This is a genomic window from Paenibacillus sp. ClWae2A, assembly GCF_032452295.1.
GTDB lineage: Bacteria > Bacillota > Bacilli > Paenibacillales > Paenibacillaceae > Paenibacillus.
This window is the reverse complement of sequence record NZ_JAULSQ010000001.1, coordinates 111,705-127,565: the sequence shown is the minus strand read 5'-3', so window position 1 is coordinate 127,565 and position 15,861 is coordinate 111,705. Positions and strand designations below refer to the sequence as shown.

Annotated in this window: 10 protein-coding genes; 1 reads left to right on the top strand and 9 read right to left on the bottom strand. The window is 44.0% G+C overall.

Features of this window, described 5'->3' with window-relative positions; genetic code table 11:
* Window positions 1–126 precede the first annotated feature (126 nt).
* The 4 genes from QVE09_RS00465 to QVE09_RS00450 form a co-directional block, all read right to left on the bottom strand.
* Window positions 127–2,010 (bottom strand): beta-glucoside-specific PTS transporter subunit IIABC, encoded by a 1,884-nt coding sequence (locus QVE09_RS00465; RefSeq protein WP_315935177.1) that lies wholly within the window; start codon window positions 2,008–2,010, stop codon window positions 127–129.
* A 211-nt stretch (window positions 2,011–2,221) separates the two neighbouring features.
* A complete protein-coding gene (gene licT, locus QVE09_RS00460; RefSeq protein ID WP_315935176.1) occupies window positions 2,222–3,052 on the bottom strand; it encodes a BglG family transcription antiterminator LicT in 831 nt (276 codons plus the stop codon).
* Between the two features lie 292 nt (window positions 3,053–3,344).
* Window positions 3,345–4,787 (bottom strand): 6-phospho-beta-glucosidase, encoded by a 1,443-nt coding sequence (locus QVE09_RS00455; RefSeq protein WP_315935175.1) that lies wholly within the window; start codon window positions 4,785–4,787, stop codon window positions 3,345–3,347.
* Between the two features lie 465 nt (window positions 4,788–5,252).
* On the bottom strand, window positions 5,253–6,083 hold the full coding sequence (locus QVE09_RS00450) for an amidohydrolase family protein (protein WP_315935174.1): 831 nt from the start codon (window positions 6,081–6,083) through the stop codon (window positions 5,253–5,255).
* Window positions 6,084–6,403: 320 nt separating this feature from the next.
* Here QVE09_RS00450 and QVE09_RS00445 point away from each other — a divergent pair, with 320 nt between their 5' ends.
* Window positions 6,404–8,131 (top strand): cellulase family glycosylhydrolase, encoded by a 1,728-nt coding sequence (locus QVE09_RS00445; protein ID WP_315935173.1) that lies wholly within the window; start codon window positions 6,404–6,406, stop codon window positions 8,129–8,131.
* Between the two features lie 131 nt (window positions 8,132–8,262).
* Here the strand turns inward: QVE09_RS00445 and QVE09_RS00440 are convergent, their stop codons facing one another.
* The 5 genes from QVE09_RS00440 to QVE09_RS00420 all read right to left on the bottom strand — a co-directional run bounded on the left by QVE09_RS00440 (window position 8,263) and on the right by QVE09_RS00420 (window position 15,814).
* Entirely contained in the window at window positions 8,263–8,658 is a 396-nt protein-coding gene (locus QVE09_RS00440) for a hypothetical protein (RefSeq protein ID WP_074094872.1), read from the bottom strand.
* Window positions 8,659–9,081: 423 nt separating this feature from the next.
* Window positions 9,082–11,064, bottom strand: coding sequence for a sucrose-specific PTS transporter subunit IIBC (locus tag QVE09_RS00435; RefSeq protein ID WP_315935172.1), 1,983 nt, complete (start codon window positions 11,062–11,064; stop codon window positions 9,082–9,084).
* A 26-nt stretch (window positions 11,065–11,090) separates the two neighbouring features.
* The gene (locus QVE09_RS00430; RefSeq protein ID WP_315935171.1) at window positions 11,091–12,566 is read right to left on the bottom strand and encodes a glycoside hydrolase family 32 protein; all 1,476 of its coding nucleotides are present in this window, start codon (window positions 12,564–12,566) and stop codon (window positions 11,091–11,093) included.
* 346 nt (window positions 12,567–12,912) lie between these two features.
* Window positions 12,913–13,896, bottom strand: a complete 984-nt coding sequence (locus tag QVE09_RS00425) for a LacI family DNA-binding transcriptional regulator (protein WP_315935170.1) — start codon at window positions 13,894–13,896, stop codon at window positions 12,913–12,915.
* Between the two features lie 244 nt (window positions 13,897–14,140).
* The gene (locus QVE09_RS00420; RefSeq protein ID WP_315935169.1) at window positions 14,141–15,814 is read right to left on the bottom strand and encodes a ribonuclease J; all 1,674 of its coding nucleotides are present in this window, start codon (window positions 15,812–15,814) and stop codon (window positions 14,141–14,143) included.
* Window positions 15,815–15,861: the final 47 nt, after the last annotated feature.

The following is a 15,861-nucleotide window of genomic DNA, read 5'->3' as shown; positions in this document are numbered from 1 at the left end:
CATGTTCAATAATCCACCTTTCATTATCATGTAATAGATGTACAATTCCAATTATAATTTTCCAATTCCACCATGTCAACGGAACCATAAAAACTCTAAAGTATCGAATTTGTATCTATTCTTATTTTATTCTTGTCCCTTACCGCTGTTCAACTTCAATAGAAGCTCCTGGCTATGAACCTGACCTGTAGCCTGCGGAATTACTTCCTCGTAGTTGGCGGAATTTGTTACGATAATTGGCGTTACCGTGTGATATCCAGCAGCCTTAATCTGTGCAATATCGAACTCAAGCAACAGATCTCCCGCTTGGACCCTGTCCCCTTCCTTGATATGGGAGACAAAATGCTGCCCATCCAATTTAACGGTATCCACTCCCACGTGAACCAATATTTCAGCACCGGTGTCAGATACTACAGCCAAGGCATGTTTTTTCTTGAATGCAACGGTAACTGTACCGTCAAAAGGTGCTACAACTCTGCCCACAGCTGGCTCAATCGCAATCCCTTTACCCATTGCTCCCGATGCAAATGCCGGATCTGGAACTTCCGACAATTCAACAATTGTTCCTTCGATCGGGCTAAATACATCTTCGTCTGAATCATTCATTGTACGGGCAGGTTGCTGGGCGGATGACGTAGATTCGGTTTTTGTTTCTTCTTCGACCGGATCTTTGAAGCCCATGATGTACGTCAGTACAGCCGAAACAACAAAGGATACTACGATACCCAGAATCAATCCTGGGAAGCCTTGTCCACCTGGTCCGTAGAAGATTGGCAGGGTCAGCAATCCCGGTGCGCCGGATGCAAATGCTAATGTGCCCGCTTGACCAATGATAGCTCCACCAACTGCACCACCGATAACTCCTGCAATGAATGGACGTTTCAGTGGTAATGTTACCCCATAGATGGCCGGTTCCGTAATACCGAATAATGCGGTCAACGTAGATGATCCAGCCAGCGTTTTCAGTTTTTTGTTCTTGGTTTTCAGCATAACCCCAAAAGCTGCACCCGTTTGAGCAAAGATCGAAGCTGTCGCAGCTGGTTTAACCCCATCCTGTCCATACACTGCAACGTTGTTGATAAATACAGGAATCAGACCCCAGTGTATTCCGAAGATAACAAGCAGCTGCCAGCTTGCACCCATAACGGCTCCAGCGAGCAATGGGCTGAATCCAAATGCGGCAACGAGTCCTGCTGCAATTCCATTACCAACGTAGACACCAAATGGTCCGAATACCAACAGTGTCAGTGGTACCATAATCACTAGTAAAAACAATGGCGTAACAAAGTTTTTCACACTATCATGAAGTGTCTTATTAAAGAACTTCTCCAACTTGCTCATGACAATGACAGCTAAAATAATAGGAATAACTGTAGATGAATAGTTCATCAAAATGACAGGGATACCGAAGAAATCCGTTGGTATTCCCTCTGATTTCAACGTGACGATGGACGGATAGATCAATGCTCCTGCAATCGTCATCGCGACAAACATATTTCCCTGGAATTTACGTGCTGTTGTAACCGCTAACAACAGAGGCAGGAAATAGAAGAGACTATCTGCTGCTGCATACAGGATTGTATATGTTGTTTCTGTCGTTTCCAGCCATCCGATATTGCTTGCAATCAACAATAACCCTTTTAGAATACCGGCTCCCGCCATAACACCCAGAAGTGGTGCAAATATGCTGGATATGATATCGATAATACCCCCAAGCCCCTTGGCTGCTTTGCGAGGTTTTTCTTTATCTGACGAATCGTCCAGAATATTACTGATCTGTCCAATGGCACTATAGACTTCAGGCACCTTGTTACCAACAACAACCTGGAACTGTCCTCCATTTTCTTTGACTGCAATGATGCCTTCTGTTTTCTCCAGTTTGGCTTTGTCTGCCTTGGCATCGTCCTTCAATACAAACCGTAACCGTGTTGCACAATGAACCAGCGATTCCACATTTTTCTCACCGCCGACCAGTTCTACAATCTCTTTGGCCAGTTTCTCTTGACTCATGATCTGCACCCCCACTTTTTCTCAAACAGGCCCTTTACCGATTTTTTTGCACGCAAAAAACCTAAGCCTTGAGTGAGGGGACACAATGGTCCTGACCTTCTCATGACTTAGGTTTTGCCTGCATAACCAGTAACAATCCCAGTTAAATCGTATTCAATTCCTGTTAATCACATAATATTATGATTAAACCATTTTTGTCAACATTTAAATATTATCGATTAACCACTCGTTCGATATGAACCGTCAGATACAATTTTTCTTCATTGGTCAGCTCGTGGTTATATTCCTTTTTGACAAACAACTCAATTTTCTCCGTACACGCTGCAGCATCCGGATGCTTCTCCTTAATCATGTCATAGAAATGATCATAGTTGTTGTCGTAATGCGTACCACTGAGCACTCGCTGAGAGAAAAACTTCAAATGTGTAATGAAGCGAAAATAACTGAGAGATTCCTCATCAAATTCCATTTTGAAATGATATTTCGCTATATTAATAATTTGCTGGATAAACTTCGTAATGTTCATCGTTGTAATGACTTCTTCGTTCATCTCCGCGTTGACAATATGAAGGGCAATAAAAGCGGCTTCATCGGGTGGAAGCTCAATATTCATGCGGGTGTTGATCTGTTCCAGCGTCCTCAGGCCCAGTTCGAATTCGGGCTTGTACAACTGTTTGATCTCCCACATTAATGCGTTCTTGATCTCCACGCCTTCCCGATAACGTTCGATGGCGAAGTTAATATGGTCTGTAAGAGATACATAGATGTTCTCATTCAGCTTTCGGCCCAGATTCTCACGCGCATACGTGATGATCTCTTCCACAATTTCAATCAGTTCCATCGGAACTTCGCGCAGCAGCATTTTGAAATTATCGGATGTTTGTTTGTTTTTCAATGCAAATACTTTCTGGATGCGGGTCTCGTCTACTTTATCCCCCGGCTTTTTCTTAAAGGCAATCCCACGCCCCATCACCACAAGCTCTGCTCCATCTGCTTGATAGATGCTAATGACGTTATTGTTGATAACCTTTGCTATTTTCACTTCAATCCCCCCGTCACGTTCCACTCTCTTGGCAGTTATACATCGTCTTTTGGGCATACAAAAAAAACCTGAAGCATCAAAAAATAAACTAGACTTGGTGGTCTGCTTTTTTTGGTGCTTAGGTTTTGCCTACTTCGTGTAGTAACAATCCCAGAAACGATATAATTGCGTCAAGTATAGCGCGAACCTAACTATATGTCAACGCTTTCAGTGCGGGGACAAACGGAAGCTCCATGAATTTATGGTTCTTCCGTTTGCTTATAATTAGAACTAATCCGATTTACCTTTATGACTAAGCGTCACCCAAGTTTGTTCCATTGGATTCGATTACATTTTTGTACCACTCAAAACTCTTCTTCTTCAGCCGTGTCAGCTCTCCTTGACCTTCATTATTACGATCCACGTAAATGTAGCCATAACGTTTTCTCATCTCACCTGAGGATGCACTTACAATATCAATAGGTCCCCAGCTGGTGTAACCAATAATGTTCACACCATCCTGAATAGCCTCACCCATTTCAGCTACATGTCGTTTCAAGTAGTCAATCCGGTACGCATCATCCACTTCACCTTCCGGTGTAACCACGTCATTGGCACCAAATCCATTCTCAACAACAAACAGCGGTTTCTGATAACGGTCATGTAGTTGATTGGCGGTAATACGGAATCCTTTGGGATCAATCGTCCAGCCCCATTCGGACTTCGCCAGATATGGATTGGCTACCGAGCCAAATACATTACCGCTGGTCATATTTTTGATAACTTCCGGATCGGTACTGGTTGTACGACTTGAATAGTAGCTGAACCCGATATAATCTACGGTATGATTCTTCAAGATTTCCGCATCACCCGGCTGCATAACAATGTTTAACCCGTGATCTTTGAAGAAACGTTTGGCGTAACCCGGATATTCCCCACGTGACTGCACATCGATGAAGAAATAGGACTCTCTATCTTTTTCCATGCCCTGGAACACATCTTCAGGATTACAAGTATACGGATAGAAGCTTCCTGCTGCGAGCATGCACCCAATCATGGCACCAGGAATAATCTCATGACATGCCTTGACTGCCAGTGCACTTGCAACCAGTTGATGGTGAGCAGCCTGATATTGAATTTCCTTGATGTTATCCCCTTCATTGAACGCCAGCCCCGCCCCAAGGAATGGAAGATGTAACAGCATGTTGATCTCATTAAATGTCATCCAGTATTTTACCTTGTCTTTGTACCGAGTGAATACCGTTGTAGCGTACGTTTCGAATAGCGTTACCAGTTCACGACTTCTCCAGCTGCCATACTTCTCAATCAGATGCACAGGCACATCGAAGTGAGCCAATGTAACCACAGGTTCAATACCGTTCTTCAACAATTCATCAAACAGGTTATCGTAAAATTGCAATCCGGCTTCATTTGGCTGCGCATCTTCTCCTGTCGGGAAAATTCGTGCCCAGGCAATGGAAACACGCAGTGCTTTGAATCCCATTTCGGCAAACAGAGCAATATCTTCAGGGTAACGGTGATAAAAATCGATCGCTTCATGTGAAGGATAGAACTCGTTAGCGAGCGGCGTAAAAGCCGGAACATGACCTTTCATAATGCTTCTGCGGTTCTCTCCTGTTGGCAGCAAGTCAACGATACTCAGTCCTTTGCCATCTTCCAGATACGCGCCCTCCGCCTGATTCGCAGCAATGGCTCCACCCCATAGAAAATCTGTAGGAAATTTAAAATTCGTCATCATCATTCTCCTTCCAAATATGTAATCCAGCTATCCGCTCAAATCGTTAGAAATATTAAAAAGACAAAATATTAAGTTGAACTACACAATTACACATAAACGGAGAGGACAGAAAAAATCTGGAGAAGCGGAGCTAAAAGCTTTCAATGGAAAGCTACTTCGTAAGCATAAACTCACCTTTATCACCGGATTTCCCCTTCTAGAAAGGGATTCAAAAAATCTGGGGATAACAGCGATTGAAAGATTGTTCTGGCTGCGCAGTCGTCCCGTGTAAAATCGTTTGTTCAACTTAAATACAAAAAACCCGAACCAGCCTGGGTACACGATTACGTGTAAACAAGCCAGTTCAGGTTATGCCCATATCGGTAACATTCCCAGATCATGATTATGCGGATTGGATAAAACTTTAGCAAGAATCAGAACAGTTGTCAACTTCTTGAAACCGGTTTAGCTTCGGATTGCCCACTACGATATTTGATAGAACGCAGCACATGTGTCGCCAAGAATCATCTGTTGATCTGATATAGGTAGGGTATTAATGTGATTCATAATGAGACCGTACACTTCAGAATACGTAGCTGAAACGTTGCTCACGGGCCAGTCGGACCCGAACATTAACCTTTGCGCACCAAAGGCTTCTATGGCGATATTCAGATAGGATGTAAAGTCGCTCGGAGTCCAATTTGCCCAATCTGCTTCAGTCACTATTCCTGAAAGTTTACAGTAAGCATTTGGTTGTGCGGCCAATGACTCTAACGATTCTTGCCATGGTGAGAGTATACCTGATTTTATGTCGGGTTTGGCTAGATGATCAAGTACAAATCGCTGTTCAGGAAACGCCTTAACCAGTTCCACGGCATAAGGCAGTTGCTCCTTGGATACCAACAGATCATAGACCAAATCATACTCTTTGAGCAATGAAATTCCGCGCTGAAAGTCTTCTCTTAACACATACTGAAGATCAGGTTCATCCTGTATGACATGACGTACACCCTTCAGATACGGATTGGACACGAGCAGTTCAAGCTGATTTCGAACATCATCCGAACAAAGATCCACCCATCCGACAACACCTTTGATAAATTCGTATCGGTCTGCCAGTTGCAGAAGCCATTCGGTTTCTGTCAGTGATTGTCTCGCTTGTACTGCAATACATCCGTCCATCCCCGATTGAGCTAATAAAGGTTCAAGATCTTGTGGGAGAAAAGATTGACGAATGGCTTTCATCTCTTCTCCAATCCATCCATACTCAGCCATATTGTATTCCCAGAAATGTTGATGTGCATCCAGCTTCATTTTATATCCCTCCAAGGGTAGTTGAATCTAATTATTGTTAAAATGCAATTATATCATCTCATTTCCAAATAAAATCATTAACTTCACACAATCTATTAGCTAAACCAGATCACTAATTATCACATGAATTTTATTTCAATTGTGCGGGTATCCCCCTATATGTAATCATGATATATTAAGTTTCGAAAACGCTTTCAATACATAATTCCGTGGCGATCCCAGTATTGAACAAGTCATGATTTGGTTTGAGTTGAGCTTTCATTATCACAGTTGCTTAACTTCTATTCAATTTCAACCATTCTATCTATAAGGAGATTATGTTGATGAAAAAAAACCGTAAATCGGTCCTCTCTCTTACACTTGTAACTGCCATGATTCTGTCTCTGTTCTCTTCGGCTATGGCTTCCGCTGCTACAGACAACAGTGAACAGGTCAGTACCTCAGCCGCGCCAAGCAAAATGCAGACATACGTGAATGCCATGGAGCCTGGCTGGAATCTGGGTAACTCTCTGGACGCCGTTGGTGAAGATGAAACCGCCTGGGGTAACCCGCGCATTACGAAGGAACTAATTCAGTCGATCGCAGCTGAGGGCTACAACAGTATCCGTATTCCTGTGACCTGGGAAGCCCACATCGGTGACGCACCCGACTACATAATTGATTCCGCTTACATGAATCGGGTTCAAGAAGTGGTAAACTGGGCTCTTGATGCCGATCTCTACGTCATGATCAATCTTCACCATGATTCCTGGCGCTGGATCAGTTACATGGAGAAAGACCATGACAACGTGCTTGCACGTTACAACGCTGCTTGGACTCAGATTGCGGACAAATTCAAAGATGCATCCGATAAACTCATGTTCGAAAGTGTTAACGAACCACGTTTCTCCGAAGGCGGCACAACAGATGCAGCAATTGGATATCGCATGCTGGACGAGTTGAATACTTCTTTTCACAAGATTGTAAGAACTTCGGGTGGAAACAACGCTACACGTCCACTTGTGCTTCCAACGATGCATACCTCTTCCGCTCAGCCTGATCTGGATGAACTGAATAAGACCATTCAAAAATTGAATGACAGCAATATTATTGCAACCGTTCACTACTACGGGTTCTGGCCATTCAGTGTGAACATCGCAGGTTACACCAAGTATAACGAGGAAGTACAGAAGGACGTTATCGACACATTTGATCGGGTATACAATGCTTTTACAGCGAAAGGCATTCCAGTTATCGTCGGTGAGTATGGCTTGCTTGGTTTTGACCAACACACAGGTGTCATTGAGCAAGGCGAAAAACTGAAATTCTTCGAATTTGTTGGACAATATCTGCGTCAAAAACAGATGACAACGATGTTGTGGGATAACGGTCAACACTTCGGTCGCACAAGCTTTACTTGGTCTGATCAGAAATTATTTGATACGATGAAAGCAAGCTGGACAGGTCGCTCATCCACAGCCGAAACGGATCTCGTATATCTTAAACAAAATGAAGCCATTCAAGATAAGAAGGTAAAACTCAATCTGAATGGGAACAAATTCAATTCGTTGAAAAATGGCACTACCCCTCTTGTCAGAGGTAAAGACTATACGATCAAAAAAGATGTACTTACGTTAAAATCCAATCTGTTAACCAAATTAACAGCCTCTGGTGATTTGGGCGTAAATGCCACACTCACGACTGGATTCAATGAAGGTGCTGACTGGAACTTTAATATCATTAAATATGACACACCTAAGTTGAACGATGCAACAGGTACAACCAGTTCATTTGCCATTCCGACTACGTTTAACGGGAACCAACTGGCCACGATGGAAGCAACATATGCAAACGGAGAGAACGCTGGTCCACAGAACTGGACTTCATTTAAAGAATTCTCCTACACATTTAGCCCAGATTACGAACGTAATGTGATTGAGCTGAAACCTAACTTCTTCAATGAAACCAATGATGGCGAAGTCACGCTTAAGTTCCATTTCTGGAACGGAAATGTGCTGACGTACAAAATTACGAAAAATGGAACCAGCGTTGTTGGTGTAACTTCATAATAGTTATAAGGATTCCCCACTTGATCTATACCTGTGGGAATCACGAAACGTTCTGTCCAGAGCCATCGGTTCGAACAGAACGTTTTTCCTTTTAATCAGATATTCCTTCCACATCCATTATGAATGACCGTTCACAATAAAAACGAAACATTCCCACTCTGGCTATGAATGACATACGTCGCACCAAGCCCTTTATATACAAGACCAACTGGAGCCTTGTTACTGGAAACGACATAGAGATGTTGCGGATACCAGCTGTGACACAACTGGATATCCTGGCAACATTGAGGCAGATTATTCTCGAACACAAATGCATTTGTGACCATATATTCGGGACGAGTCTGTTGCATCCCTTCCGTTTCTTGAATATATCGCACAGGAAATGCTCCAAGGGTCTGAAGTTGTTCCCGTTCCTCTTCACTGTGTACAAGCACAACGAAGGCTAATCCCTTTTTCAGTAATAAATCTACAAAATTCATCCCCGCTGCACTGTGTCCTGCTGATACAACAATCATTGCTTCATCCATTGCTGTCTACCTCGCCTTCACATCAGATCCTGCATATATCATCTCAAGTATCTTATGTGCGAATCATAGTCCTCTGTCTGCCTTTCCGCAATTGAGCCGTATCCGATTCTGCACCTTCCTGGTTGATTCTAGACCGTAATCCTGTTCATATCTTGTATAATGCACTCTTTACTCTGTTATTCTCCATATTTCTCGGTCAATCATAAGTGATTCAAGAAACCTGATTAACCGAGCCATAATCGAAGATATATCTCTTTTTAATCGCTTACATGCACAGATTCAAAGCAAGATGTCTTAATACCTTGGCTGAAAGTAATGCAAAAAGGCAAAGGAACCTGATGATACATACCAGTTCCCTTTGCCTTTTATGATTTGTATTTTTCAACATCCATGTTCCAGTACATTTCTATTTCAAACGATCACTTATTGAGGTTCTTTGAATTTTACTACAAGTACTGCTTCTCCATTGGCTTGAACATGGCCCGATGACGTTGCTGTAACAGTTGCTATCACTTCGTTTCCACTTGGGATCAACACAGGTGTAATCAAAGGCAGACCCGCAGCCTGAATGACATCCATGTCAAATTCAATCAACAATTGACCTGCAGTTACACGATCTCCGCTATTCACATGCGCGGTAAAACCGGTTCCTTTTAGTCCAACAGTATTAATTCCGATATGAACCAACATCTGTACACCTGTTTCATGCTCCAGAATCACCGCATGTTTACTCTTGTTCATGACATGTGCGATGACACCATCAAACGGTGCATGCACCTTACCTTCTGATGGCTCAATGGCAATGCCCTCACCCATGTGTTTTTCCGAGAATGCCGGGTCAGGAACCTGCTCCAGAGCAACGACTGTACCATTCATCGGCGAAGCTATTTCGAGCAGATCTACTTTAGGACGATTGCTTGTAACGGCATCGGTAACTGAATTAATACGCGGATTAGATTCCACTGCTTTAACTTCAGTTGATGTTACTCCACTGTTGTCATTGCTTGCGGATTCCTCTGCAACTGGTTGATCCTTATAGCCAAAGAACCAGGTGAGTGTAAAAGCAATGGCCATGGCAACCACGTTGGACAAGATATACAACGGCAGTTGACTGTTCAGATAAAGCAGTGTACCGGGAATAACCGTTACAGCCATGCCCGTACCTTGCAGATGGAACAGGGAAGCGATGAAACCACCCACACCACCACCAACCAGTCCCATAATAAATGGTTTCATATAACGCAAGTTAACACCGAAGATCGCTGGTTCGGTAATCCCTAGAAATGCGGACAAAGACGAAGGCAACGCGAGTGCTTTGAGTTTCATATTTTTGGTCTTCAGACCGACTGCAAGACAAGCTGCTCCTTGTGCAGCCATGGCACAGGTGATAATCGCGTTGAACGGGTTAAATCCCGTTTTCTCTAAGAGTTGAATCTCCAGGAAATTAAAGATGTGATGTACACCGGTAACGACAATAATCTGATGGAAGAATCCAATGATAATACCTGCGATGCCAAACGGAAGATCCAATACGGCAGTTGTTCCATGCAGCACCCACTCTTCTAGGGAATGGAATACGGGACCAATCGCGAAAAGTCCAAGCGTAATCATAACCGTTAACGTAATAAAAGGGGTCAGAATTAAGTCCAGTGCCTCGGGCACTCTTCTTCTTAGTACCTTCTCAAACTTGGCTCCAATCAAACCTACAAAGAACGCAGGCAGAACTGATCCTTGATAACCCACGACAGGTATAAAACCGAACATATGCAGCGGCTGTGCTGATCCATCTGCCACCGCGTAAGCATTCGGTAATGCCGGATTGACCAGCATTAGCCCCAGTACGATACCAAGTACCGGACTTCCGCCAAATACGCGGAATGCGGACCACGCTACAAGTGCAGGCAGGAATGCAAATGCAGTATCCGTCAGGATTTGAGTGAACAACAGGAAATTGGCCGAGATATCATCCGGTGTTGCACCGAATAACGCCAGAATTTCATTCTGGGTAAGTAATCCGCGCAATCCCATGAACAGTCCTGTAGCTACCAGTACGGGAATGATGGGTACAAATACGTCACCAAATGTGCGGATAGCCCGCTGAAAAGCATTTCCTTCTTTTTTTCCCTGACTCTTCACATCATTCTTGGACGTTCCTTCGATGCCCAGCTTCTCAACCTCTTCAAAGATTCGATTCACTGTTCCCGTACCAAAGATAATCTGATATTGACCTGAGTTGAAAAAGGCGCCTTTCACCTTCTCGATATTCTCGACCGTTTTCTGATCAATCTTTTCTTTATCTTTCACCATGATGCGAAGACGTGTTGCACAATGTGCAAATGATGCGATATTCTCTTTGCCCCCGATGGCATGAATGACTTCCTGGGCAATGCGATGATTCTCCGACATGTTATCTCATTCCTCTCACGTAATACTTAATAATGCCATTGAGTTGCTTCAAAATCAGCTTTGCCTCGGCGTGCAAAGAAACGAATGTCCACGCTGTTCCGGCTTGGGAAAATGCGGCTGGTAAAGACCTCTTCCCCATCATTCACAAAGATCTCGACGGAAGACGAATCTACGAACAGTTGGAACTTAATCACTTCCGCAGTAAGTGTGCACTTTCGCACAACGCCATTCTGCTCTGCCAGATCGGTACCAGACATCGTCCGATCCAAGACAACTTTCTGCTGAATCCGATCATACAGAAGAACCGTTTTTTCAGTTTCACTTGCTCGGAATTCGATGCCTACTATCTCTGCTTCTACAAGGCTTATCTCACATATCAGCTCATAGGTAATCCCATTAAAACCAGTGAAAGATCGACTCTCATTGTCAATCGTTGCGCGAATATGAGCGCCTTTCTCCTGTTGACGCAATTGGACCATCTCTGCAACTGGTTGTTGGATCAACTTCCCGTCTCGGAGTGACAATTGCCGAGGAATGGTCAGGCAATGAGCCCAGCCACTATCATCTGTCGGATATTCCAGATCGGGAAGTCCCATCCATCCAACCAGAATACGTCTTCCGTCCGGGCCCTGCATGGTCTGCGGAGCATAGAAATCGAATCCACGATCCAACTCCTGAAATTCACCATGTTTGAACTCTCTCGTCTGAAGATTGAGCGGCTCACCATTCAGATAACCGGACTGAAAAATATTCTGATAATGATCTCCCGCAGCTTCTAAGCCTTGTGGGGAAAAGACAAGTACACCTCTCCCGTCCATCTCCATATAATCCGGGCACTCCCACATGTAGCCAAAGGAGGTTAATTGCGTACGAATTTCACCAAGAAACTCCCAATTTTTCAGATCAATGGAGCGATATAGCACTGTACATCCTGTCTCGTCTGTTCTCTGCGCACCAATTACACCATAATACGTGTCTCCTTGTTGCCACACCTTGGGATCTCTGAAGTTTTCCGTGTATCCGGCTGGCACAGACGAGATCACGGGATCATTCAGTTTGGTTACTGAACCGCTTTCATCCATGACTGCCAAGCATTGATACGGATGTCTGACCCAAGCCTTATCCCTCGTATTGCCTGTGTACAGCAAATGCAGCTTGCCGTCTTTTTCAATCGCACTGCCGGAATAAGCTCCGTGTGAATCATACCTGCCACCCGGTTCGATTCCAATTCCAACGTTTTCCCAGTTCACCAGATTCTTCGAGCGGGTATGATACCAGTATTTCATGCCATGTTCTGTCCCAAGTGGAAACCACTGATAGAACAGATGATAATAACCTTGATAATATACAAAGCCGTTAGGATCATTAAGCAGACCTGTTACAGGCTGAATATGGTAACTCTGTCTCCAAGGACATACAGATATCTGTGCTTCAAGCTTTGCAATCTCTCCAGGCTCCGCTTGCTCAATTCGTCTGTAGCGTTGCTCTCTAGTCATTTTCATAGCTGTTCTCCATTCTTGCTTATATAAGTTAGACCAAGAAATTTTACACTGGGACTACGATGCCAGAACAATCCTCCGATCGCTGTTATCCCCAGATTTCCTGATCCCTTTTCTAAAGGGTGAAATCCGGTGCTAAAGGCGAACACTACGTTTCTTCAGATTTTTTCTGCCCTCTCCGTAAATGCTTATTTCTTATTTAACTTATACGAAAATCAAATATAGGAACCGGTTCCGTTGAATACAAAAAAAATAATTCCATATGGCATTCATGCCTGCCCGTGTTCGCATATCCCAATTGGATATTCACAATGGAACCGGTTCGATGGAATTATCATAAAGGATGTTTTTATAATTTGTCAACGCTTTCTCGAGGAATAAGTTCAACATCAAGTGTTGTTCGTTCCTCCACCGATTCGCCTTTGACCAGACGAATAATGTGATTCGCGGCTACTTTCCCTGCCTGCAAATAATGATATTTCACAGTCGTCAGCGTGGGGTGAATCATCTCCGTAATATCATACCCGCCGAATCCGGTAACGGACAAATCTTGAGGTATGCGGATTTTATTGGAGAACGCAATCTTCATCACACCCAGTGCAATATTATCCGTAGCCCCGACAATGATTGTTGGTGTGATCTCTTTCAGGATGGCTTCAGCGGTAACGATGGCTTCAGACATCTTAAAGCTTGTCTCATAATACTTCACTTCACATCCACCACACTCGGCGATTGCTCGCTGGAACCCTTGTTTACGATAGATCCCTACCGCCCGATCCTTCTCGCTAACTCCCATATACACGATCTTGCGGTGACCCTGTTCGACAACATATCTACCCATCTCATAACCTGCCTGGTCATCATTGTGAACCAGACTGTGCAATTGATCATGCTGTTGCCCTACCAATAACACCGGAATCCGTATATCCTCAACGGCCTTCAGATGTGCTTCAGTCACTTCAGCAGCCAGCAGAATAATACCCGATACCTTCTGTCGTGCAAAATCATAGATGGCATCAATCTCGCGCTGCATGTCCTGACTCGTATTTGCGATCAGCATCTGATACTGATTACTCCGCAGTTCTTCATCAATTCCGATCAATGTCTGAGATGTAGCAAAAGAATCGAGACGTGGCACAACCGTACCGATAATACTGGTCTTCTTGGCCTTCAGACTCTGTGCAAATGTGTTGGGAACATAATTGTATTGTTTGATAATACGCTCAATCTTCTGGCGTGTATCTTCACTAACCGATCCCCCATTCAGGAAACGAGAGACCGTGCTTTTCGCAACACCTGCCATCTGAGCGATATCAGAAATCGTTTTATTCATAAAGACTCCTCTTGTTTCTATTAGCTAGTTTACCTTTTATTATACTTCGAATCGCAAACCCATGGGGAATTTGATTCAACTCCATTTATCGCACGTCTATTGTACATTCCCGATGTAATAACAAAAGCCCGATATCAATGTCGCTCATACAAAAGTATGATCCGACATTCATCAGGCTGTTAAACATCCATATAACACGTTTGCACAGACCATCACGGCAAGGATAATGCCTATTCCTACTGACTCAAACTTCAATAATAATAGGCAAGATCATAGGTCTTCTCTTTGTTTGAGCGTATATATAGTGACCGATCTCGTCTTTTAGCTTTCTTTTGATCACATTCCACTGATTCACGCCAGCCGCGGTTAATTCACCCATCCGATTTAAAACCAGCTCATGAATCTCATGCATGAATTCTTCCGAGTCCTTAACGAATACAAACCCTCTGGAGATAATTTCAGGTGACGTGACCATCTGTTTTTCCGTTTTGCTCAATGTGGTTACTATTACCAGCATGCCATCGGATGACAGTTGCCTGCGGTCACGCAGTACAATATTGCCGACATCACCCATGATCAGACCGTCTACGAGACTGTTCCCTGATGCAATTTTGGGACCCAGCGAAGCAATGCCGTCTTTGTACTGGACCATATCCCCATTATTCACGATAAACACATGATCACGCTCTATACCTACGGATTCAGCAAGCAGTCTGTGTTGATACAACATGCGAAACTCACCGTGGATCGGAATCAGGTAATTCGGTTTCATCAGAGTAAGCATCAATTTGAGTTCTTCCTGACTGCCGTGTCCGGAGACGTGCATTCCTGCTGCACCACTTGAACCATATATCACACGTGCTCCGAGAACATACAGGTTATCAATTACATGTGCAAGATTTCGTTCATTACCCGGAATGGCTCCGGCAGCAATAATGACCGTGTCCCCGGCGTTAATTCTTACGTGAGGATGTTTACCGGATGCCAAGCGTGACAATGCTGCCATCGCTTCTCCCTGGCTACCGGTGCATAATACAACGACTTGTTCAGGTGGAAACTGATCCGAATCGATAGCTTCAATCAACAATCCGTCAGGAACTTGCAAATACCCCAATTCACTGGCCACCGATACCACATTAACCATACTTCTGCCCAACAGTGCCAGTTTGCGCCCCGTCTCGAATGCTGCATTCACAATCTGCTGTACCCTGCTGACATTCGACGCAAAAGTAGAAATGAATACTTTTTGTTTTGCACGGATAAAGGCATCCAGAATGTGGTCTCCCACAACACGCTCGGAAGGTGTAAATCCAGGTCTTTCTGCATTGGTACTCTCGGAGAGCAAAATATGGACACCCTGTTTGCCAATCTCGGCCATACGGTGCAGATCAGGGAAAGGTCCATGTACAGGCGACATATCAAATTTGAAATCTCCGGTATGCACAACATTGCCTGCTGGAGTCTGAAAAAAGATACCAAGACAATCCGGTATACTATGACTGGTTGCGAAAAAAGAAACCTCGATCCCTCCCAGCGTAATGCTGGAATGAGCATCGATCGTATGCAAGTCGGCCTTGCGCAGCAGCCCATGCTCTTTCAGTTTAAGTTCGATCAGCCCACGAGTGAGCCTAGATGCATACACCGGGATGTTCATTTGTTTTAATAAATAGGGAATGCCACCGATGTGATCTTCATGTCCATGGGTAACTACAAGACCCCTTACTTTATCTAGGTTCTCCAGCAGATACGTTACATCCGGAATGATCAGATCAATACCAGGCAATGTTTCATCGGGAAACTTCGAACCACAGTCAATCACGATGATGTCCTGATGGTACTGGATGAAATACATATTCTTCCCTATTTCATTCACGCCGCCAAGTGCAGCGATATACAGTTTGTTGTGGGCTAGATTCAACTCTGTTATTCCTCCTCTGCGTGGCAATCGTATACGATACGGATCTA

Bases quoted from the DNA above. Each gene is read 5' to 3' on its own strand.
- QVE09_RS00465 (WP_315935177.1), bottom strand. From the start codon at position 2,010: ATGAGTCAAGAGAAACTGGCCAAAGAGATTGTAGAACTGGTCGGCGGT.
- QVE09_RS00455 (WP_315935175.1), bottom strand. From the start codon at position 4,787: ATGACGAATTTTAAATTTCCTACAGATTTTCTATGGGGTGGAGCCATT.
- QVE09_RS00450 (WP_315935174.1), bottom strand. From the start codon at position 6,083: ATGAAGCTGGATGCACATCAACATTTCTGGGAATACAATATGGCTGAG.
- QVE09_RS00440 (WP_074094872.1), bottom strand. From the start codon at position 8,658: ATGGATGAAGCAATGATTGTTGTATCAGCAGGACACAGTGCAGCGGGG.
- QVE09_RS00435 (WP_315935172.1), bottom strand. From the start codon at position 11,064: ATGTCGGAGAATCATCGCATTGCCCAGGAAGTCATTCATGCCATCGGG.
- QVE09_RS00430 (WP_315935171.1), bottom strand. From the start codon at position 12,566: ATGAAAATGACTAGAGAGCAACGCTACAGACGAATTGAGCAAGCGGAG.
- QVE09_RS00425 (WP_315935170.1), bottom strand. From the start codon at position 13,896: ATGAATAAAACGATTTCTGATATCGCTCAGATGGCAGGTGTTGCGAAA.